Source organism: Pseudomonas sp. RIT-PI-q (genome assembly GCF_001297125.1).
Classification (GTDB): Bacteria; Pseudomonadota; Gammaproteobacteria; order Pseudomonadales; family Pseudomonadaceae; genus Aquipseudomonas.
Genome location: NZ_LHPC01000008.1, coordinates 14,930 through 36,378, shown reverse-complemented (window position 1 = coordinate 36,378; position 21,449 = coordinate 14,930). Strand labels below are relative to the sequence as shown.

Here is a 21,449-nt window from a genome sequence, read left to right as displayed (position 1 = left end):
GTCGCGGCTTAGCCATCTGATTGGAGTTTGATGACCATGAGTGTGGAAACTCAAAAGGAAACCCTGGGCTTCCAGACCGAGGTGAAGCAACTGCTGCACCTCATGATCCATTCGCTGTATTCCAACAAGGAAATTTTCCTTCGCGAATTGATCTCGAACGCCTCTGACGCTGTCGACAAATTACGTTTCGAAGCCCTGTCCAAGCCTGAACTGCTGGAAGGCGGCGCCGAACTGAAAATCCGTGTGAGCTTCGACAAGGACGCTAAAACCGTCACCCTCGAAGACAACGGCATCGGCATGAGCCGTGAAGATGCGATCACCCATTTGGGCACAATCGCCAAGTCCGGCACTGCAGACTTCATGAAACACCTGTCTGGCGATCAGAAAAAAGATTCGCACCTGATCGGTCAGTTCGGTGTGGGTTTCTACTCTGCATTCATCGTCGCCGATAAAGTCGACGTGTTCAGCCGCCGTGCCGGTGCTGCAGCCAGCGAAGGCGTGCACTGGTCGTCCAAGGGTGAAGGCGACTTTGAAGTCGCTACCGTTGAGAAAGCCGAGCGCGGCACGCGCATCGTCCTGCACCTGAAATCCGGTGAGGACGAGTTCGCCGATGGCTGGCGTCTGCGCAACATCATCAAGAAATACTCCGACCACATCGCTTTGCCGATCGAGTTGCCGAAAGAAGTGGCAGCCGCTGAAGGCGAAGAAAAGCCAGCCGTTGAATGGGAAACCGTCAACCGCGCCAGCGCGCTGTGGACCCGTCCTCGCACCGAGATCAAGGACGAGGAATACCAGGAGTTCTACAAACACGTCGCTCACGATTTCGAGAACCCGCTGAGCTGGAGCCACAACAAGGTCGAAGGCAAGCTCGAATACAGCTCGCTGCTTTATGTGCCGGCCCGTGCTCCGTTCGATCTGTACCAGCGTGAAGCGCCGAAAGGCCTGAAGCTGTACGTACAGCGTGTGTTTGTCATGGATCAGGCTGAGTCGTTCCTGCCGCTGTACCTACGTTTCATCAAAGGCGTGGTCGATTCCAATGACCTGTCGCTGAACGTGTCGCGGGAAATCCTGCAGAAAGACCCGATCATTGACTCGATGAAGTCGGCGCTGACCAAGCGCGTTCTGGACATGCTGGAAAAACTGGCGAAGAACGAGCCTGAGCAATACAAGAGCTTCTGGAAGAACTTTGGCCAGGTCATGAAAGAAGGCCCGGCAGAAGACTTCGCCAACAAAGAGAAAATCGCTGGCCTGCTGCGTTTCGCCTCCACTCAGGGCGAAGAAGGCGAGCAAGTGGTTGCGTTGGCCGAATACCTGGCACGCGCCAAGGAAGGTCAGGACAAGATCTACTACCTGACCGGCGAAACCTACGCGCAAGTCAAAAACAGCCCGCACCTGGAAGTCTTCCGCAAGAAAGGCATCGAAGTGCTGCTGCTGACCGACCGCATCGACGAGTGGCTGATGAGCTACCTCAGCGACTTCGACGGCAAGAGCTTTGTCGACGTGGCGCGCGGTGACCTGGACCTGGGCAACCTGGATTCGGAAGAAGACAAGAAGGCTGCGGAAGAAGTCGCCAAGTCGAAAGAAGGTTTGGTTGAGCGTCTGAAAACCGCACTGGGCGATTCCGTCGCTGAAGTACGGGTTTCTCACCGTCTGACCGACTCCCCGGCGATTCTGGCCATCGGCGAGCAGGACCTGGGCATGCAGATGCGTCAGATCCTCGAAGCCAGCGGGCAGAAGGTTCCGGAGTCGAAGCCGATCTTCGAATTCAACCCGGCTCACCCGCTGATCGAGAAGCTCGACAACGAGCAGAGCGACGAGCGCTTCGGCGACCTGTCGCACATCCTCTTCGATCAGGCGGCCCTGGCGGCCGGCGACAGCTTGAAAGACCCGGCCGCGTACGTGCGCCGTCTCAACAAGCTGCTGGTTGAACTGTCGGTTTAACTGCGTTGTACAAAAACCCGCTTCGGCTAATGCCGGTCAGTTAGGAATTTGTAGGAGCGAGCTTGCTCGCGATGGTCGTTAACGATAACGCGTGTTTACTGGCTAAACGCGGCGCTCTTGACTCCATCGCGAGCAAGCTCGCTCCTACACCGGCATTACCCGCTTCGGCGGGTTTTTTTTTATTCTGGTGTCTTTAACTGGGAGTTAGTCATGAGCCAAATCACTGTTCGTTCCGTCGCTTATCAGATTGACGGCCAGTCGTATGAAAGCCGCCTGGCCTTCGACGCCGATCATAAAGGCCCGCGCCCGGGGTTGTTGATGGCGCCGAACTGGATGGGCGTCAGCGCCGGTGCCGAGGAGATCGCCAAGTCGGTGGCGGCCAAGGGTTATGTGGTGCTGATTGCGGACCTCTACGGTCAGTCGGTGCGCCCGCAGAACGGCGACGAGGCGGGTGCCGCGATGATGCCGCTCAAGCATGACCGTCCGTTGCTGCGCAAACGCATGACTGCAGCGTTCGAACAGCTGCAAAGCCAGGGCGAGGCGGCGGTCGATACCTCGAAACTGGCAACGTTCGGTTTCTGCTTCGGCGGTTGCTGCGCCCTGGACCTGGCTCGCACCGGCGCGCCCGTCAAAGCGGCGGTGTCGTTCCATGGCACGCTGGATTCACCGAACCCGGCCGATGCCAAGCACATCAAAGGCTCGGTGCTGGTGCTGCACGGTGCTTCCGATCCGTTGGTGCCAAAAGAGCAACTGCCGGCGTTTGAAGATGAAATGAATGCGGCGGGTGTGGATTGGCAGCTGCTGAGCTACGGTGGCGCGGTGCATTCGTTTACCGATCCACATGCCAATGTGCCGGGCATGATGATGTACGACGCGAAAGTGGCTGCGCGGGCGTTTGCGTCGATGCATAACTTGCTGGATGAAGTGTTCAAGGGCTGATTGCAGTTCTTGGCCAATACTTGGCCGGTGTTTGTGCTGGCCTCATCGCGGGCAAGCCCGCTCCCACAGAAACTTGCGTTGTTTGCAATTTATGTGATCGACAGGATCAACTGTGGGAGCGGGCTTGCCCGCGATGGCGGTATAACTGGCGTCGAAAATTTTAAGGCAATTCAATCCGCTCACTTTCCCCCGGCACTGTCGGCCAGTCCCCGGCTGCCCAGCGCCGACGCGCTTCATCAATCGCTGCCGGATCGCTCGACACAAAATTCCAGTTGATCCGACGTGGCCCGTCCAGTGGCGCGCCGCCAAACAGCACGGCATGACAGTCGCTCTCGGCGAACAGCGTCATCTCTACCCCGACCGGCAACACCACCAGCGAATGCGGTTCAATCAGTTCGCCATCGAGTTGCACCTCGCCGTCCAGCACGTACAGCGCGCGCTCTTCGTGTTCGGTAGGTATCAGCAACGTCGTCGCGGTTTGCAGGTTCAATTCGGCATACAGCGTCGGAGAAAGCACCGGGACCGGGGATTCCAGGCAAAAGCCTGTCCCGGCGATCATCCGGATCTTCACCCCAAGGTTGTTGCTGACCGGCAGCGTGGCCGCCGGATGGTGGCTGTAATGCCCGGGACCCTGCTCGTGTTCCTTGGGCGACGCCAGCCAGATCTGCAAGCCGTGCATGGTGAATCCGCTGTCTTTCAACGCCTCGGGCGTACGCTCGACGTGGGCGATTGCGCTGCCTGCGGTCATCCAGCTGACGTCGCCGGTGTCCACCACCTGATCGGAACCGAGGCTGTCCTTGTGCTGGATCTGCCCCTGGAACAGGTAGGTGAGGGTGGAGAGGCCGATGTGCGGATGCTGGCGGATGTTCATGCCTTTGCCCGCCGGATAACGGGTTTCCAGCATGTGGTCGAAAAACACGAAAGGCCCGACGCTGCGGCATTTGGCTGATGGAAGAGGGCGCAGAATCGGCTGGCCTTCGACATCTTCGGCGCGGGGCCGGATCACGAGTGGAGTGGTCATGGTGCATTCCAGGCTGAGCGGGTGACGCGTGGAGCATAACCCGCTTGTGCAGCCCTTGCCGCTATTGGCTGAACGCACCTTCAGACAGGTGGGTTTCGATGCTGACTTCGGTGCTGGTCATCAGTTTGTGTACCGGGCAACGGTCGGCCACGCGGTGCAATTCATCGCGCTGGGCGTCAGTGAGCACGCCCTTGAGCGTCAGTTTGACGTGCAGCGCGTATTTGCCTTTCTGCTCTTCAGTGTTGTCGCGTTTGACTTCGACGGTGACGCCGGTCAGTGGGATGTCTTTTTTCTTGGCGTACATTTTCAGGGTCAGGGCCTTGCAGGCGCCCAGGGCGGCGTCGAAGTAGTCGTGCGGCTCCGGCGCCGTGCCTTCGCCGCCAACGGATTGCGGTACATCGGCAAAGAGCTCGTGTTCATCGATCTGGACGCTGTGGCGAAAACCTTCGGCGGAAACGGTATTGACGGTAACAGTCATGGGAAACCTCGCAGGCTGGGGAAAGTCATTCGATCAAAAAAGACCTTGAAGGTATAGAGCATTCCTGGTGTTACGCGTTCCACTTTGTTGGTGGTTGGGCTTTGAGTGCAGAAATGAATAAGAGCCCGCACACGGTCAAGGTAGGAGCTGGCTTGCCAGCGAAGCATTCGAATTCGCCGTGTTTATCCTGTTAAAACGCGTCATCGTTGACGACCTTCGCTGGCAAGCCAGCTCCTACAGGGGGTTGGTGTACGACCCAAAGAATGGATATACACCCAATAAAAAACCCCCGGTCAACGAGTATTACCTCATTGACCGGGGGCTTCTTCACAGAGCCAGATCAGCTGCCTTTGACAGCCTTCCCATTGACCGTACCGTCGAGGAGCATGATGTTGTACTCCTTGCCGTCGGTTTCAACCTGTTGCAGACGGACCAGCAGGTAATCCCAGTCCTTGGCAAACCACAGCACCGTGATGCGCTTGCTTTGGGTTGGGTCGCGCACGCGCTCGACCTTGATCGCATCGATCTGGCCAGCCTTGGTGTCGACTTTTTCCGAACCCAGCACGCGGAAGTCATAGGTATCGACTTCACCATCGTCGACCACCTGATAACTCATGCTTTTCTTGCCAGCAGCCACATCATGTTGCAGGGCCAACTGATATGTGGATTTGTCGACCATGCCGCGATTGAGCGGAATCTTGACCGGGTCACCGCGATCGGTCCCGGTGACCATCTTGTTGGTCCAGTCGAAGTCCAGGTCAGCCTTCTTGGCTTTACCCAGGCCGCCGCGTTCGAAGTGATAGGACTGGGGCAGCAAGGTGTCCTTGTCCAGGGTCAGGGTGCTTTGTTCGGACAGGCTGGCGATCATCATCGACGCCTTGAAACTGAGTGTCCAAACGCCGTTGGCGCCCTTGGTCAGGCTGCGTTCAGCCGTGCCGCTCATGGGCAACTGCTTCCAGTCAGCGGTGTAGCTGGCGGAGAAAGGTTGTAGTTCTGCAGCCTGCGCAAAAGGCAGAGCGAGCAGAGCGCAAGCGAAGAGCAGGGCACGACGCATAAAATCTCCTAGGTTCGAATCAAGTGGCCGCTGGCCGCGAGTAACTTGCCATCCAGTAAAGCACCTTGTTCGCCGAGGGATAAACGACCTTCGGCAAACCAGCGTACGGACATCGGGTAGATCAGGTGTTCCTGAGCATGGACCCGCTGCGCCAGACTCTGCGGCGAATCGTGCAACTCTACCGGTATTACTGCCTGTACGACCAGTGGTCCGCCATCGAGTTCCTCGGTGACAAAGTGCACGGAGCAGCCGTGCTCGGTGTCGCCGGCCTCCAGCGCGCGCTGATGAGTGTGTAACCCTTTGTATTTGGGCAGCAGCGAGGGATGGATATTGAGCAGGCGACCCTGGTAGTGACGCACGAAGTCAGCGCTGAGGATGCGCATGAACCCGGCCAGTACCACGAGTTTGGGATTGAAGGCGTCGATCAGTTCGATCAGGGCGGCATCGAAGGCTTCGCGGCCTTCGAAAGCCTTGTGATCCAGGGTGCGGGTGTCGATACCCGCGTCCCTGGCCCGTTGCAGGCCGTAGGCGTCGGCGCGGTTGGAAATCACCGCAGCGATGCGGACCGGGCTGTCGCCGGTCCGTGCGCTGTCGATCAAGGCCTGCAAGTTACTGCCGGTGCCGGACAACAGCACCACAACATCACAGGTTTGAGACATCAGTGAGCCTTGAGGTTCTTCAGTTCAACCTGGGCTGCGCCTTCGGCAGCGGTGGAGATCTGACCGATAACCCAAGGCTGCTCGCCGGCTTCACGCAACACGTTCAGCGCGGTTTCAACGTGCTCTTGAGCCACGCAGATAACCATGCCGACGCCGCAGTTGAGCACGCGGTGCATTTCGTTTTCGTCGACGTTGCCTTTCTCTTGCAGCCAGTCGAACACGGCAGGACGGGTCCAGCTCGCCACGTCAACCACGGCCTGAGCGCCTTTTGGCAGCACGCGCGGGATGTTGTCGAGCAGGCCGCCACCGGTGATGTGGGCCATGGCTTTGACTGCGCCGGTTTCCTTGATCAGCTTGAGCAGCGGCTTCACGTAGATGCGGGTCGGAGCCATCAACAGGTCGGTCAGCGGTTTGCCGTCGAGCTGGATGTTTTCGATGTCTGCACCGGACACTTCGATGATCTTGCGGATCAGCGAGTAGCCGTTGGAGTGCGGGCCGGAAGACGGCAGGGCGAGCAAGGCATCGCCGGCTGCGACTTTCGAACCGTCGATGATTTCGGATTTTTCCACGACGCCGACGCAGAAGCCGGCCAGGTCGTAGTCTTCGCCTTCGTACATGCCAGGCATTTCAGCGGTTTCGCCGCCGACCAGGGAGCAGCCGGACAGTTCGCAGCCTGCGCCGATGCCAGTCACGACCTGGGTCGCGGTTTCGACATTGAGTTTGCCGGTGGCGTAGTAGTCGAGGAAGAACAACGGCTCGGCGCCACAAACCACCAGGTCGTTGACGCACATGGCCACCAGGTCGATGCCGATGCTGTCGTGCTTGTTCAGGTTCAATGCCAGGCGCAGCTTGGTGCCGACGCCGTCAGTACCGGAAACCAGCACGGGCTGCTTGTAGCCGGCCGGGATTTCGCAGAGGGCGCCAAAACCGCCCAGGCCGCCCATGACTTCCGGGCGCGCAGTGCGCTTGGCGACGCTCTTGATGCGTTCGACCAATGCTTCACCGGCGTCGATGTCTACACCGGCGTCCTTGTAGCTCAGGGAGGGTTGCTTGCTCATGATCCAGGCCTTTAGGGGGGATTCAGGGGTAACGACCGAGTCCAGTGGGACCACTTAAACAGGCGAGGGCGAATGCCGAGCGCATATTTCAGGGTGCCCGGCTGTTGCCGGTCTGCGAAGGCGCGCGATTTTATCAGGCTTGAGGGGCAGCGGCCATCCTCACGCCGACGGCAGGGGCATATCGGCTTAAAAAAACCGTTATTGCTCGTGTCAGTGGCATCCTTCATGGCTGTATAAGGTATCGCGATTAACCGTCTATCGTTATGACAGTGCGAAAAACTCCAGCGATCGTGTGAATGTTTTGCGCCGGGATGTGGTCACAGCCTTGCCCGGTCATCTTCATGCGGTTTGTTCCAGCCGCTCTTGTCGTCAGGAATCTTCCATGCGTTTTTGTAAATTCTTTTTTGTCGGCTGTTTGTCATTGGTCAGCCTGGCGAGTCAGGCCGAAACCGTCAAAAACCTGTATCAGGTGCGTGAGCCTGTCAGCGGTCAATCGCCTGAGATACGCGATCAAGCAACCCAGCAAGCGCTGGATACGCTGGTGTTGCGCCTGACCGGCGATCCCAAGGCTGCGCAAAGTCCGGGGCTGGCGGCGATCCGCAAGGACCCGCAGCAAATCATCAGCCAGTACGGCTTTGACGCCGGGCCTCCGGAAGTGCTGAAAGTCGATTTCGACCCGGCCAGCACCGAGCAGGCGCTGCGTCGCGCCGGACTGGCCATGTGGGGCGCCAATCGGCCGTCGATCCTCGGCTGGTGGTTGAATGATTCCACCGAGGGCTCGAGCCTGGTCGGCGATGGTCAGGCCAGCGCTGCGCCGCTGCGTCGCGCAGCACAGCATCGTGGCTTGCCGTTGCGTCTGCCGCTGGCGGACCTGAGTGAACAACTGGTCGCCACGGCGCCGAATCTTGAAGGGACGGATGCGGCACCTCTGCGCGGCGCATCGGACCGCTACAACGCCGACGCCTTGCTCGCGGTGCATGCCCATGAAGAGGGCGGCCAGTGGCAGGCCAAATGGCATTTGTGGCTGGGCGATCAGAAAGAGGCCGGCAGCGTGCAGGGCGCCGACCAGGCTGCGCTGGCCGATGCCGTGATGCTGGCGGGCCGCGAACGTCTGGCGCCACGCTTTGTCGCCAAACCGGGGGCCTCCACCGAACAATTGCTGGAAGTGCAGGGCATGAACCTGGAGCACTACGCGGCGCTTGGGCGATTGCTCGAACCGTTTGGTGGGCGGCCGAAAAGTGTCGACGGCGACCGGATTCTCTACCGGGTCACTGGCAGTGCCGAACAACTGCGAGCGCAATTGTCGCTGGCGAAATTGCAGGAGGTCCCGGCAGGTCAGGCGCCAGCACCCACGGCACCGGTTCAACCCGCGGCCGACGGTTCGGCACCTGCCGTAGCGCCACCCCCTGCACCGACGCCGCAGTTGCGGTTCCGCTGGTAAGTTTTTCTTCTCTTTCCTTATATAGAAGCTGGAGTGGTACATGGCCGATACGCGGCGTTGGTTCTGGTTGGGTGGGGTGGTCCTGCTCTGCGTGTTCGTCTGGTTGTTGCATCCGATCCTGACACCCTTTCTGGTAGCGCTGCTGCTGGCCTATCTGTTCGATCCGCTGGTGGATCGGCTGGAGAGGGCCGGCCTGTCGCGGACGTGGGGCGTGGTGGCGGTGTTTGCGCTGATTACCTTGATCTTCACGACCTTGCTGCTGGTGTTGGTGCCGATGCTCGCCAAGCAGCTGTTTCGCTTGTACGAACTGGCACCGCAGATGCTCGACTGGTTGCAGCACACCGCACTGCCGTGGGCGCAATCGAAATTTGGCCTGTCGGATAACTTCTGGAAATTCGACAAGCTCAAGGCCGCCATCAGCGAGCACATGGGCCAGACCACTGACATTGTCGGCGTCGTGCTGAGTCAGGCGACCGCTTCCGGGCTGGCGTTGATCGGTTGGCTGGCGAATCTGGTGCTGATCCCGGTGGTGGCCTTCTATCTGTTGCGCGATTGGGACGTGATGATGGCCAAGATCCGCAGCCTGCTGCCGCGTGATCGCGAAGAGCGCGTGGTCATCCTGGCCGGCGAGTGTCATGAAGTGCTGGGGGCGTTTGTGCGCGGCCAGTTGCTGGTGATGGTGGCGCTGGGCGTGATCTACGCCGCGGGCCTGATGCTGGTGGGCCTGGAGTTGGGTCTGTTGATCGGTTTGATTGCCGGTCTGGCGGCGATTGTGCCGTACATGGGGTTTGTCATCGGGATTGGCGCGGCACTGATTGCCGGTCTGTTCCAGTTCGGTGGCGATCTGTATCCCATGATCGGCATCGTCGCGGTGTTCATGGTCGGCCAGGCGCTGGAAGGCATGGTGCTGACGCCGTTGCTGGTGGGGGACCGCATCGGTCTGCATCCGGTGGCGGTGATCTTTGCGATTCTGGCCGGTGGCGAGCTGTTCGGTTTTACCGGGGTGCTACTGGCGCTGCCGGTGGCGGCGGTGATCATGGTGCTGGTGCGCCATGTGCATGATTTGTATAAAGATTCTGAAATGTACAGTGGCGTCGACGAACCTGAGCTATAAGGCAGGTTGATGGCGCTTGGCGGGCGATCCGGTTCATGCCGGGTTGGCCCGCCACCTTCGCGCGGCTGCCACCGGTAGCGCCAAAGAAACTGTCACAAAACCAGTGCGTTAACGCAAACCTTTGATTTTGCTTGTGGTCTGTCGCATTGTGCGACCAGCGTCACGGGTATAAACTTCGCAAACTTTACACAGAGGCCACTAACGGTTCCGTTGGAACTGTTCAGTCAGCATGAAACCGATTCAGCTGCCCCTAGGTGTGCGTCTGCGTGATGACGCTACCTTTATCAACTACTACCCAGGCGCCAATGCCGCTGCACTCGGCTATGTCGAGCGTCTATGCGAAGCCGACGCCGGTTGGACCGAAAGCCTGATTTATCTTTGGGGCAAGGACGGGGTAGGGCGTACGCATCTGTTGCAGGCGGCCTGCCTGCGCTTTGAACAGCTGGGCGAGCCGGCGGTGTATTTGCCGTTGGCCGAGCTGCTGGATCGCGGCATCGAAATCCTCGACAACCTCGAACAATACGAACTGGTCTGCCTGGATGATTTGCAGGCGGTTGCCGGCCGAGCGGATTGGGAAGAGGCGCTGTTCCATCTGTTCAACCGTCTGCGTGACAGCGGTCGGCGCCTGTTGATCGCCGCGTCGACCTCCCCGCGTGAACTGCCGGTGAAACTGGCGGACCTCAAATCCCGCCTGACCCTGGCGCTGATCTTTCAGATGCGCCCGCTCTCCGACGAAGACAAATTGCGTGCCCTGCAACTGCGCGCATCCCGTCGCGGCTTGCACCTGACTGACGAAGTCGGGCATTTTATTTTGACCCGTGGCACTCGCAGCATGAGTGCGCTTTTCGAGCTGCTTGAGCGACTCGATCAGGCCTCTCTTCAAGCTCAGCGCAAGCTGACGATCCCTTTCCTGAAAGAAACTTTAGGCTGGTAAGGCCCAAGGTTTTCGCGGGTTTTGGCCTATTTCAGGCGCAAGAAAATCCGCTTTCCTACAGGGCTGCAGGCTGCGCAAGCGTTTAAATGGGGCTTAAGCGCTTAGATGTAAACGAGAAACCAAGAAGTCACATAAAGATCGATTGAATTTGCAAATGAGGTTGATAGCGGGCATAGTCTCGGCTTCTTTAAAACTATCAGCCACGGTCGTGCCCATGCTAAATCGCTTTGCACCCCTCGTGCCTCTCGCACTCGTCACCCTGTTGTTCGGTTGCGCTGCTCACTCCCCAGTGTCTCAGCAAGAGCAACAACAGCAGGTTAAAAACTCTGTCACTGCCCAGTCTTCCGCCCTGTATCAGCAAGCGCTCGAGCAGGAAGAAGCGGCCACCGAAAAAGAACTGGCAGCCTTCGCCGACGGCAAGTCCTACCAGCTTCCTGTTCTCGCCGACAGCATCCTCGAACGTGGCATGTCCCTGATCGGTACACGTTACCGTTTCGGCGGCACTTCCGAAGCCGGTTTTGATTGCAGCGGCTTTATCGGTTACCTGTTCCGTGAAGAAGCCGGCATGAACCTGCCGCGTTCCACTCGCGAAATGATCAACGTCGACGCTCCGCTGGTTTCTCGCAGCAAACTGGAGCCGGGCGACTTGCTGTTTTTCGCCACCAATGGCCGTCGCGGTCGCGTCAGTCACGCCGGGATCTACCTGGGTGACAACCAGTTCATCCATTCCAGCAGCCGCCGTAGCGGTGGTGTGCGGATCGATAGCCTGGGCGACAGCTACTGGAGCAAAACCTTCATCGAAGCCAAGCGTGCACTCGCGATGGCACCGACTGCGGCCCCGGCTATCGTCACGGCACGCAAGTAAGCGGACAATTTGTAAGGTGAACTTAAAGTCTTACTTGAAGTTTGCCGCGTAGCCGCTAGAATCCTGATCTAATATTGATGGCAAACCGCCTGCGTCCTGCGCAGGCGGTTTTCTTTTCTGTCTTCCCGGCAGAAAAAGCCGCAGCCAGATCAGGATGTTCTGCTTATGACGATGTCGGCCCGCCTCGCACTCATGTTCTTCGCAGCGCTGCTCAGCGCTTGCGCCAGCCGCCCACCGCCTCCTGCGCCGGTGGTTCGCGCGCCGATTATATTTGGTTCCCCCCAAGCATTCTCCCCCGAGGCAGAAGACGTACTGTTCCGCGCGCTCGGCCTGGTGGGCACACCGTATCGCTGGGGCGGCAACACGCCGGATTCCGGATTCGATTGCAGTGGCCTGATCGGTTACGTTTATCATGACGTCGCCGGTATCTCCCTGCCGCGCACCACGCGCGAGTTGATCAGCATGCAGGCGGCCAGCGTGGGCAAGGAAGGCCTGCAAACCGGCGACCTGATCTTCTTCGCCACCAACGGCGGCTCCCAGGTCAGTCATGCCGGGATCTACGTCGGTGAAGGCCGCTTCGTCCATGCGCCGGCCACTGGCGGCACAGTGAAGCTCGACAGCTTGTCCAAGGCTTATTGGCAGAAAGCTTATCTCAGCGCCAAGCGCGTCCTGCAACCTGAGCATCTGGCGCACAATCCCTAGAGGTTGTCATGACCGCTCGCACGCTTAATCTCGACGATTCCCTGTATCAATACCTGCTCGACGTTTCCCTCAGGGAAACGCCGCTGCTCAAGCGTTTACGCGACGAAACCCAAGCGCTGCCCATGGCTCGCTGGCAGATCGCGCCGGAGCAAGGGCAATTCCTCGCGCTGCTGGTGAAACTCACCGGCGCCAGGCGTTTGCTGGAAGTCGGCACGTTTACCGGTTACAGCGCCTTGTGCATGGCGTCGGCGCTGCCGGAGGACGGTTCGCTGATCTGCTGTGACATTCCCGGCGACTACAACGCCACCGCGCGCCGTTATTGGCAGGAAGCGGGGCTCGCCGGGCGGATTGATCTGCGTCTGGTGCCTGCTTTGGAAACCCTCGCCGAGCTTGAACGGCAAGGGCAGGGCGGGCAGTTCGATCTGATTTTCATTGATGCCGACAAGGCTAACTATCCGAGCTATCTGGAGCATGCGCTGCGTTTGCTGCGGGTCGGCGGTTTAGCGGTGTTCGATAACACGCTGTGGAGTGGGCGGGTGCTTGAGGAGAATTCCGAGAGCGCAGACACTCGGGCCATTCAGGCGCTCAATCGCGCGTTGAAGGATGATTTGCGTGTGGATCTGTCGTTGTTGCCGATAGGCGATGGATTGACCCTGTGTCGAAAACGCTGATCCCCTGTGGGAGCGGGCTCGCCCGCGATGAGGCCGGTTCAGTCAACATTGATGCTGCCTGAACCACCGCTATCGCGGGCAAGCCCGCTCCCACAGGGTTTGTGTATGGCAACGATGGCGCTATTTAACCGCCGAAACCCGCCACACCTTGTTCCCCACATCATCCGCCACCAGCAAATCACCCTGCTGATCAATCACCACGCCCACCGGGCGGCCCATGGCTTTTTCCTCGTCATTGAGGAAACCGGTCAGCACATCAACCGGCTTCCCGGTTGGTTTGCCTCCTGCGAACGGCACGAAAATCACTTTGTAGCCACTGTGCGGATTACGGTTCCACGAGCCGTGCTGGCCGATGAATGCCCCTTCCTTGAACTGCGCTGGCAGGGTGGTGCCTTCAGCAAACGTCAGGCCCAGCGACGCGGTATGCGGCCCGACCGCGTAGTCCGGTGCGATGGCCTTGGCCACCAGGTCCGGGTCTTGTGGCTCGACGCGAATGTCGGCGTGCTGGCCGTAGTAGCTGAACGGCCAGCCATAAAACGCGCCGTCCTTGACTGAGGTGATGTAGTCCGGGACCAGGTCGCTGCCGATTTCGTCGCGCTCGTTGACCGCCGTCCACAAGGCGCCGCTTCGAGGCTCCCAGGCCATACCGTTGGGATTGCGCAGACCCGAGGCGAAGATCCGGTGATTGCCGGTGGCGCGATCCACTTCCCAGATCGCCGCGCGACCTTTTTCCTTGTCCAAACCGTTTTCGCCAACGTTGCTGTTGGAGCCCACGGTGACGTAAAGCTTGCTGCCATCCTTGCTGGCGATGACGTTTTTGGTCCAGTGGTGATTCAGCGTGCCGCCCGGAAGATCGATCACCTTCATCGGCGCTGACTTGATCGCCGTATCGCCGTTTTCATAGTGGAAACGCAATAAACGGTCAGTGTCGGCGACGTACAGGTCATTGCCGACCAGGGTCATGCCGAACGGCGAATTGAGGTTTTCCAGGAACACCGTGTGGGTTTCGGCGACGCCGTCGTGGTCCTTGTCGCGCAGCAGTGTGATCCGGTTCGGGCTCGGTACAGCAGCGCCGGCGCGGCCCATGGCTTTGCCCATGACCCAGCCGCGAATGCCTTTGCCGTCATCGGGTTTCGGAGGTGCGTTGGTTTCGGCGACCAGCACGTCGCCATTGGGCAATACATAGAGCCAGCGCGGGTGATCCAGGCCCTCAGCAAACGCCGCCACCTGGGTTCCCGCCGCCGTGGTCGGTTTCGCGCCGGCCGGCCAGCCGATCGCCGGGGCGATGTTCACCGTCGGGATCAGGGTTTTGTTGGGTTCTGGCAACTGGGGAGACGGGCCGGTGCCGTCGGAAACTTGCAGGCTGGAGGTTTCACCACAGGCGGCGAGCCCTCCGGCGAGCGCGATGACAAGAACGAGCTGGGGCTTGCGCATGCTGATCTTCCCTATGAATGCAGTGACCTAATTCAATAGAGGAGCGCAGGCGTGCGATGGTTCAACCGGTCAGCCGCGAGCCTCTTTGAGCAGCACGGCGATGCCTGGGTGATAGTGGCCGGCTTCGTTGCGCAACTTGCGGTAGGCGTAGGGGAAATACCAGGCCACGGCGCAGGTGTGCTCCTTTTGCAAGTCGTCGACCATGTCTTGCAGTTCTTCCGGCGTGGCGCTTTGCTGGGTCTTTTGCGGCGCGACGAACAGGCAACCGAGTTTCAGGTCGCTGGCGTAGCTGATGCGCTTGGCGTCGCTGGTGATGTCCTGCAAGGCTTGAGTCAGGTTAAGACTGTTGACCCGTGGCCAGCGCTGGGTGGCTTGAAAAAAAGCGCGTTCTTCGGCGGTGGCGATAAACAGATCGGCGCGGCCGTTGCGTTCGCCTTCTTCGGTCTGTTTGCGCGTGGGGGCTTGCTGCAGCGTGACCATTTCCGCCATCCATGCCGCGGCGGAGAGCAGGCTGAGGTTGGCTTTTTCGTCGTACCAGTAAGGCGTGTCGTTATCGCCGCGCACGGCGTTGTAGCGGTCGATACAGTCAAACCAGCGTTCCAGCACCGGGCGCAGGAATTCCAGCTTCGGATTGCTGATGATCATGCCTTGCATGGGGCTCACCCTTGTTATTGTGTTGTCAGGTTGTGGCTCTTTGATATCACTGCTGTGAGTGTGGCACAAGATTGACGTCATTTAATTGATCGGCGGCAGTTTATCGCGCGCACGCCGCCCGTCTTCAATTGACGCTCCACCCCCAACCCTCTAACCTTCGCGGCTTGTTTCAGGTGCTTTGTGGCCTTGGTCGACAGAGTGAAACAGGGAAGCCGGTGAGTGATCTCTTCAATGCATGAAGGTCCGCGATCCCGGCGCTGCCCCCGCAACGGTAAATGAGTGAAAACTGCGTCTTGAGCCACTGTGTCGATCATCGACATGGGAAGGCGCGCAGTCCGGCCTTGCGCCGCTCATGAGCCCGGAGACCGGCCTGATCCATCCAGCGGCATCACGGTGGGCGATGCCAGGCTTCTTGCCGTCTATTCTTTTGCCTGCCCGCCGTTATCCAGCCTCAACGGAGAGCTCCCCCATGACTGATACCCCCGATCGTGACGAACGCCATTTGGCGCGCATGCAGCGCAAAAAAGCCGTGATCGACGAACGCATCGCCAATTCCCCGAACGAATGCGGCCTGCTGCTGGTGCTGACCGGCAACGGCAAAGGCAAGAGCAGCTCGGCGTTTGGCATGCTCGCCCGCTCCATGGGCCACGGCATGCAATGCGGCGTAGTGCAGTTCATCAAGGGCCGCAACAGCACCGGCGAAGAGTTGTTCTTCCGGCGCTTCCCGGAGCAGGTGCGCTTTCATGTGATGGGCGAGGGCTTCACCTGGGAAACCCAGGATCGCCAGCGTGACATCGCCGCCGCAGAAGCCGCCTGGGCCGTGTCCCAGGAACTGCTGCGCGACCCATCCATCGGCCTGGTGGTGCTCGATGAGTTGAACATCGCCCTCAAGCACGGCTACCTCGACCTCGATCAGGTACTCAGCGATTTGCAGGCTCGTCCGCCGATGCAGCACGTGGTGGTCACCGGTCGTGGCGCCAAGCCGGAAATGATTGAGCTGGCCGACACCGTCACCGAAATGGGCGTGATCAAGCACGCGTTCCAGGCCGGGATCAAAGCGCAAAAAGGCGTCGAGCTGTGAATCAACCCCGTCATTGCCCGGCGGTCCTGATCGCCGCGCCGGCCTCCGGTCAGGGCAAGACCACCGTCACTGCCGCACTGGCCCGTTTGCATCGCAATCAGGGGCGCAAGGTTCGCGTGTTCAAATGCGGCCCGGACTTTCTCGACCCGATGATTCTTGAGCGCGCCAGCGATGCGCCGGTGTATCAACTGGACATGTGGATGGTCGGCGAGCAGGAAAGTCGTCGACTGTTGTGGGAAGCCGCCGGTGAAGCCGACCTGATTCTTATCGAAGGCGTCATGGGCCTGTTCGACGGCACGCCGTCCAGCGCAGACCTGGCGCGGCACTTCGGTGTGCCGGTGCTCGGCGTGATCGACGGCACCGCCATGGCCCAGACGTTTGGCGCACTGGCTTTGGGGCTGGCGCGCTATCAGCCGGATTTGCCGTTCGCCGGCGTGTTGGCCAACCGCGTTGGCACTTTGCGTCATGCGCAATTGCTTGAAGGCAGCCTGACCGAAGGCCTGCGCTGGTACGGCGCTTTGTCCCGGGAAACCGGGATCGAACTGCCGAGCCGTCACTTGGGTCTGGTGCAGGCCAGCGAGTTGAACGATCTCGATCTGCGCCTCGATGCGGCGGCCGATGCACTGGCCAGCAGTTGCGAGGTTGCGCTGCCACCGGCGGTGGAATTCGCTGCGCCCGATGTGATCGTTGCCGAACCGTTGCTCGCCGGCGTGCGCATCGCCGTGGCCCGTGACGAAGCGTTCGCGTTCACCTATGGCGCGAGCCTGGATCTGTTGCGGGCGATGGGCGCCGAGTTGCTGTTCTTCTCGCCGATCCGTGACACCCAATTGCCGGCAGCGGACAGCCTCTATCTGCCGGGTGGTTATCCGGAGTTGCACCATGTGGCGCTGTCGCAAAACACCTCGATGCTGACCGCGATCCGCGCTCACCATGCGGCGGGTAAACCGTTGCTGGCCGAGTGTGGCGGCATGCTTTATCTGCTCGATTCGTTGACCGATGTCGAAGGCACTCGCGCGGAACTGGTCGGCTTGCTGGCAGGGGACGCGGTGATGCAAAAGCGTCTGGCGGCATTGGCATTGCAAGCGGTCGAACTGCCGGAAGGTTCGCTGCGCGGGCACACCTATCACCACTCGCTGACCAGCACCGAGCTTGAGCCGATTGCGCGTGGCCTGAGTCCTAATGGTGGGCGTGGGGCGGAGGCGGTGTATCGCGAGGGGCGGATGACGGCTTCTTATGTGCATTTTTATTTTCCGTCGAATCCGTCGGCGATTGCCGCGTTGTTTGGACCTGACCTTGTAGGAGCTGGCTTGCCAGCGAAGAGGCCATGACCGACAACGCCTTCTCCGAAGCCGAACGCGAAGCTGTTTATCGCGCGATCGCCGAACGCCGTGACATGCGCCATTTCAGCGGCGGCACCGTCGAGCCCGAACTCCTGCGGCGCCTGCTCGAAGCCGCGCACCAGGCGCCGAGTGTCGGCCTGATGCAGCCCTGGCGGTTCATCCGCATCAGCGACCGAGCCCTGCGCGGCAAGATCCAGCAACTGGTGGAAGAAGAACGCATCCGCACCGCCGAAGCCCTCGGCGAACGCAGTGACGACTTCATGAAACTCAAAGTCGAAGGCATCAACGATTGCGCCGAGGTGCTGGTCGCCGCGTTGATGGACGATCGCGAACGGCACATTTTCGGCCGCCGCACCTTGCCGGAAATGGACATGGCCTCGTTGTCCTGCGCCATCCAGAACCTCTGGCTGGCGTCCCGCGCCGAAGGACTGGGCATGGGCTGGGTGTCGCTGTTCGAGCCGCAAGCCCTGGCCGATCTGCTCGAGATGCCTGCCGGCGCCAAGCCGCTGGCAGTGCTGTGTCTCGGCCCGGTGAAGGAATTCTATCCGGCGCCAATGCTGGTACTCGAAGGCTGGGCGCAAGCGCGTCCGCTGAGCGAATTGCTGTACGAAAATGTTTGGGGAGTGAGTCAATGAGTGTGGCGTTGTTGAGTGTCGCCGCCGTGGCGCTGGATGCGCTGCTGGGTGAACCCAAACGCTGGCATCCGCTGGTGGCGTTCGGCCGTTTTGCCGACCGCATCGAGCAACGTTTTAATGGCGGTGGTCGCGGCTGGCGCAGTCATGGCGTTACTGCCTGGGTGATCGCGGTATTGCCGCTGACCCTGCTGGCCACGGCATTTTCCTGGGCACCTTATGTGGGCTGGATCGTTGAGATTCTTGCACTCTATTGCGCGCTCGGCATGCGCAGCCTGGGTGAACACGTCGAGCCGGTGGCCAAAGCCCTGCGCAGCGATGACCTGGAGGAGGCACGCAAGCGCGTGGGCTATCTGGTCAGCCGTCAGACCAGCGAACTGGATAAAACCGAAGTCGCCCGCGCGGCTACCGAATCGGTGCTGGAGAACGGCAGCGACGCAGTGTTCGCCGCGCTGTTCTGGTTTGCCGTGGCCGGCGCGCCGGGTGTGGTGCTCTACCGTTTGAGCAACACGCTCGACGCGATGTGGGGTTATCGCAACGAACGCTTTGAGCGTTTCGGCTGGGCGGCGGCGAAGATCGACGACGTGCTCAACTACATTCCTGCGCGACTGGTGGCGTTGACCTACGCGCTGCTCGGTAAAACCCGCCTCGCGCTGAAATGCTGGCGCACCCAGGGTCCGACCTGGGACAGCCCGAATGCCGGTCCGGTGATGGCCGCCGGTGCTGGTGCGCTGGGTGTCGAGTTGGGCGGGGCGGCGATCTATCACGGTGAACTGCATCAGCGTCCGCAACTGGGCGAAGGCGCGCCAGCGGATGCCGACTCCATCGACCGTGGCTGGCAATTGGTCCAGCGCGGGGTATGGTTATGGCTGCTGATTCTCTGCGTGGGGGCTGAATTCTATGCTTGAACACGGTGGAAGGTTGCGCAAGGCCGCGCTCGAATATGGCATCGCTGAAGCCGATTGGCTCGACCTGTCCAGCGGCCTGGCGCCCTGGCCGTTTGCGGTTCCAGAGATTCCATTGCGCGCCTGGGCGCGTTTGCCGGAAACCGATGATGGTCTGGAACAGGCCGCCTGCGATTATTACGGCGCCGTGCAGGTGCTGCCGGTGGCCGGCTCGCAAATGGCGATCCAGTTGCTGCCGCGTTTGCGTCGGGTCGGCAAGGTCGGCGTGCTCTCGCCGTGTTACGCCGAACACGCCGAAGCCTGGCGCCGTAGCGGTTACATCGTGCGCGAAGTGCTGGAGCAGGAAGTCGACTTTTTCCTCGACAGCGTCGACGTGCTGGTGGTGGTCAACCCGAACAATCCCACCGGCCTGAGCCTGACCCCGAGTCGTCTGCTCGACTGGCATTCAAAACTGGCCCAGCGCGGTGGTTGGCTGGTGGTCGACGAGGCGTTCATGGACAACACGCCGCAGCTCAGCCTGGCACCTTTCGCCAATCAGGTCGGGTTGATTGTGTTGCGCTCCTTCGGCAAATTTTTTGGTCTGGCCGGTGTGCGGCTGGGCTTCGTGCTGGCCGAACGCAAGTTGCTCAAATTGCTGGCCGAACAAGTGGGCCCGTGGGCGGTCAGCGGACCGACCCGTGTACTCGGTCAGGCCTGTTTGCTCGATACCCAAGGGCATGCCCGGCAACGGCAGCGCACCGAGGAGGCCAGCGAGCGTCTGGCGCTGCTTCTTGAACAGCACGGTTTCAAACCGCAGGGCGGTTGCGCCTTGTTTCAATGGCTGATCACCGAGTGCGCCGAAGAACTGCATGAGTTCATGGCCCGGCGCGGCATCTTGCTACGGTTGTTCACGCACAACAGCAGCCTGCGATTTGGCCTGCCGGCCGATGAAGCCGACTGGGCACGTCTCGCCGCCGCATTTGAAGCTTACGCCAAGGAAAGCCAATGACTACGTTGATGGTGCAAGGCACCACATCCGACGCCGGTAAAAGCACGCTGGTGACGGCGTTGTGTCGTTGGGTGGTTCGTCAGGGCGTGAGCGTCGTCCCGTTCAAACCACAGAACATGGCGCTCAACAGTGCCGTGACTGCCGACGGTGGCGAGATCGGTCGCGCGCAAGCCGTACAGGCCCAGGCCGCCAATCTTGAGCCGCACACTGACATGAACCCGGTGCTGCTCAAGCCCAACAGCGACACCGGCGCCCAAGTGATCATTCACGGTCGTGCGGTCACGACGATGAACGCCGTCGCCTATCACGACTACAAAGCCATCGCCATGCAGGCGGTGCTGGCTTCCCATGCGCGGTTGAGCGCAGCCTTTCCGGTGGTGATGGTCGAAGGCGCAGGCTCGCCGGCCGAGATCAATCTGCGTGCCGGCGACATTGCCAACATGGGCTTCGCCGAGGCGGTCGACTGCCCGGTGGTGCTGATCGCCGACATCAATCGCGGCGGGGGTTTCGCGCAGCTGGGGGGCACCCTCGAACTGCTGTCGCCCAGCGAACAGGCGCGGGTCAAAGGTTTCATCATCAACCGTTTTCGCGGCGACATCGCGTTGCTACAACCCGGTCTGGACTGGCTGGAGACGCGCACTGGCAAACCGGTGATCGGCGTCTTGCCCTACGTAATGGACCTGCATTTGGAAGCCGAAGACGGTATCGATCAGCGCCAGACCGACAAGGCCGACCAAGTGCTGAAGGTGGTGGTGCCGGTGCTGCCGCGCATCAGCAACCACACCGATTTCGATCCACTGCGCCTGCACCCGCAAGTGGACCTGCAGTTCATCGGCCCCGGCCAGGCGATTCCGCCGGCCGACCTGATGATCCTTCCCGGCTCGAAAAGCGTGCGCAGTGACCTGGCGTATCTGCGGGCCAATGGCTGGGACACCGCCATCGCCCGGCATTTGCGCTATGGCGGCAAAGTGTTGGGGATTTGCGGCGGTCTGCAAATGCTCGGTGAGCAGGTGCATGACCCACTGGGTCTCGAAGGCGCGCCGGGCTCCAGTGCCGGTTTGGGGCTGCTGGCATTCGAGACGCTACTCGAAGAAGAGAAGCAATTGCGCAATGTGCGTGGGCGTCTGGCGCTGGAAGATGCGCCGGTCAGCGGCTATGAAATTCATGCCGGCGTGACCACCGGGCCGGCGCTGGAAAACGCTGCGGTGCAGTTGGATGACGGTCGTTGTGATGGCGCGCAAAGTGTCGATGGGCAGATTTTCGGCACCTATCTGCATGGGCTGTTCGAGTCCCCAGCGGCGTGCAGTGCGCTGTTGCGTTGGGCCGGTTTGCAGGAGGTGCAGGAAGTGGATTACCACGGGTTGCGTGAGCGCGATATCGAGCGGCTGGCGGATTTGGTGGAAAAGCATTTGGATACCGCGCTGTTGCGTGAGCTTTGTGGGTTTTGAGGTGGCTGATTCGGCCTCATCGCGGGCAAGCCCGCTCCCACAGGTTCCGTGGGTGGACAAACATCTGTGAACTGCCTCGATCCTTGTGGG

21 protein-coding genes and 1 riboswitch are annotated in these 21,449 nt (G+C 60.5%); of the genes, 14 read left to right on the top strand and 7 right to left on the bottom strand.

Translation table 11 applies throughout. The features are described from left to right. The first annotated feature begins 36 nt into the window (after positions 1 to 36). Positions 37 to 1,941 carry a molecular chaperone HtpG gene (gene htpG, locus AEQ67_RS01965; protein ID WP_059402222.1) on the top strand — a complete coding sequence of 635 codons (1,905 nt, stop codon included), beginning with the start codon at positions 37 to 39 and terminating at the stop codon, positions 1,939 to 1,941. Positions 1,942 to 2,151: 210 nt separating this feature from the next. Then, positions 2,152 to 2,880, top strand: coding sequence for a dienelactone hydrolase family protein (locus tag AEQ67_RS01960; RefSeq protein ID WP_059402211.1), 729 nt, complete (start codon positions 2,152 to 2,154; stop codon positions 2,878 to 2,880). A 160-nt stretch (positions 2,881 to 3,040) separates the two neighbouring features. Here AEQ67_RS01960 and AEQ67_RS01955 read toward each other — a convergent pair whose 3' ends face one another. The 5 genes from AEQ67_RS01955 to purM form a co-directional block, all read right to left on the bottom strand. Further along, positions 3,041 to 3,901 carry a pirin family protein gene (locus AEQ67_RS01955; protein ID WP_059402210.1) on the bottom strand — a complete coding sequence of 287 codons (861 nt, stop codon included), beginning with the start codon at positions 3,899 to 3,901 and terminating at the stop codon, positions 3,041 to 3,043. A 61-nt stretch (positions 3,902 to 3,962) separates the two neighbouring features. Continuing rightward, positions 3,963 to 4,379, bottom strand: a complete 417-nt coding sequence (locus tag AEQ67_RS01950) for an OsmC family protein (protein WP_059402209.1) — start codon at positions 4,377 to 4,379, stop codon at positions 3,963 to 3,965. Between the two features lie 340 nt (positions 4,380 to 4,719). Continuing rightward, complete coding sequence (locus AEQ67_RS01945; RefSeq protein WP_059402208.1) at positions 4,720 to 5,433, bottom strand: DUF3108 domain-containing protein; 714 nt, start codon at positions 5,431 to 5,433, stop codon at positions 4,720 to 4,722. A gap of 8 nt (positions 5,434 to 5,441) precedes the next feature. Further along, entirely contained in the window at positions 5,442 to 6,092 is a 651-nt protein-coding gene (purN, locus tag AEQ67_RS01940; protein ID WP_059402207.1) for a phosphoribosylglycinamide formyltransferase, read from the bottom strand. Beyond that, positions 6,092 to 7,150, bottom strand: a complete 1,059-nt coding sequence (gene purM, locus AEQ67_RS01935) for a phosphoribosylformylglycinamidine cyclo-ligase (protein ID WP_008148639.1) — start codon at positions 7,148 to 7,150, stop codon at positions 6,092 to 6,094. Before purM ends, purN begins: the two co-directional genes overlap by 1 nt. 382 nt (positions 7,151 to 7,532) lie before the next feature. Between purM and AEQ67_RS01930 the strand changes: the two genes are divergently transcribed. The 6 genes from AEQ67_RS01930 (at position 7,533) to AEQ67_RS01905 (ending at position 12,877) form a co-directional block, all read left to right on the top strand. Continuing rightward, positions 7,533 to 8,591: a DUF2066 domain-containing protein gene (locus AEQ67_RS01930; protein ID WP_059402206.1), complete on the top strand. Its 1,059-nt coding sequence runs from the start codon at positions 7,533 to 7,535 to the stop codon at positions 8,589 to 8,591. Positions 8,592 to 8,631: 40 nt separating this feature from the next. After that, on the top strand, positions 8,632 to 9,705 hold the full coding sequence (locus tag AEQ67_RS01925; protein WP_059402205.1) for an AI-2E family transporter: 1,074 nt from the start codon (positions 8,632 to 8,634) through the stop codon (positions 9,703 to 9,705). Between the two features lie 229 nt (positions 9,706 to 9,934). Beyond that, positions 9,935 to 10,639, top strand: a complete 705-nt coding sequence (gene hda / locus AEQ67_RS01920) for a DnaA regulatory inactivator Hda (RefSeq protein WP_008033543.1) — start codon at positions 9,935 to 9,937, stop codon at positions 10,637 to 10,639. A 214-nt stretch (positions 10,640 to 10,853) separates the two neighbouring features. Continuing rightward, on the top strand, positions 10,854 to 11,504 hold the full coding sequence (locus AEQ67_RS01915) for a C40 family peptidase (protein ID WP_059402204.1): 651 nt from the start codon (positions 10,854 to 10,856) through the stop codon (positions 11,502 to 11,504). Positions 11,505 to 11,669: 165 nt separating this feature from the next. Beyond that, entirely contained in the window at positions 11,670 to 12,206 is a 537-nt protein-coding gene (locus AEQ67_RS01910) for a C40 family peptidase (protein WP_059402203.1), read from the top strand. An 8-nt stretch (positions 12,207 to 12,214) separates the two neighbouring features. Beyond that, positions 12,215 to 12,877, top strand: a complete 663-nt coding sequence (locus AEQ67_RS01905) for a class I SAM-dependent methyltransferase (protein WP_059402202.1) — start codon at positions 12,215 to 12,217, stop codon at positions 12,875 to 12,877. A 120-nt stretch (positions 12,878 to 12,997) separates the two neighbouring features. On the opposite strand, the gene AEQ67_RS01900 is transcribed toward AEQ67_RS01905, so the two are convergent. Beyond that, entirely contained in the window at positions 12,998 to 14,311 is a 1,314-nt protein-coding gene (locus AEQ67_RS01900) for a PQQ-dependent sugar dehydrogenase (protein ID WP_059402201.1), read from the bottom strand. A gap of 69 nt (positions 14,312 to 14,380) precedes the next feature. Continuing rightward, entirely contained in the window at positions 14,381 to 14,965 is a 585-nt protein-coding gene (locus AEQ67_RS01895; protein WP_059402200.1) for a hypothetical protein, read from the bottom strand. A 154-nt stretch (positions 14,966 to 15,119) separates the two neighbouring features. Further along, positions 15,120 to 15,353: riboswitch (cobalamin riboswitch) on the top strand. An 81-nt stretch (positions 15,354 to 15,434) separates the two neighbouring features. On the opposite strand from AEQ67_RS01895, the gene cobO reads away from it, so the two are divergent. From cobO to AEQ67_RS01865, 6 genes are read left to right on the top strand one after another with little or no spacing between them, the layout of a single operon-like run. Then, the gene (gene cobO, locus AEQ67_RS01890; RefSeq protein WP_059402199.1) at positions 15,435 to 16,046 is read left to right on the top strand and encodes a cob(I)yrinic acid a,c-diamide adenosyltransferase; all 612 of its coding nucleotides are present in this window, start codon (positions 15,435 to 15,437) and stop codon (positions 16,044 to 16,046) included. Next, a complete protein-coding gene (locus tag AEQ67_RS01885) occupies positions 16,043 to 17,374 on the top strand; it encodes a cobyrinate a,c-diamide synthase (protein ID WP_059402198.1) in 1,332 nt (443 codons plus the stop codon). Before cobO ends, AEQ67_RS01885 begins: the two co-directional genes overlap by 4 nt. Beyond that, positions 17,371 to 18,021, top strand: coding sequence for a 5,6-dimethylbenzimidazole synthase (gene bluB, locus AEQ67_RS01880; protein WP_059402197.1), 651 nt, complete (start codon positions 17,371 to 17,373; stop codon positions 18,019 to 18,021). Before AEQ67_RS01885 ends, bluB begins: the two co-directional genes overlap by 4 nt. Next, positions 18,018 to 18,926, top strand: a complete 909-nt coding sequence (cbiB, locus tag AEQ67_RS01875; RefSeq protein WP_059402196.1) for an adenosylcobinamide-phosphate synthase CbiB — start codon at positions 18,018 to 18,020, stop codon at positions 18,924 to 18,926. The genes bluB and cbiB overlap by 4 nt, the downstream gene beginning before the upstream one ends. Continuing rightward, positions 18,919 to 19,911, top strand: coding sequence for a threonine-phosphate decarboxylase CobD (gene cobD, locus AEQ67_RS01870; protein ID WP_059402195.1), 993 nt, complete (start codon positions 18,919 to 18,921; stop codon positions 19,909 to 19,911). The genes cbiB and cobD overlap by 8 nt, the downstream gene beginning before the upstream one ends. Further along, positions 19,908 to 21,359, top strand: coding sequence for a cobyric acid synthase (locus tag AEQ67_RS01865; RefSeq protein ID WP_059402194.1), 1,452 nt, complete (start codon positions 19,908 to 19,910; stop codon positions 21,357 to 21,359). The genes cobD and AEQ67_RS01865 overlap by 4 nt, the downstream gene beginning before the upstream one ends. Positions 21,360 to 21,449 lie beyond the last annotated feature (90 nt).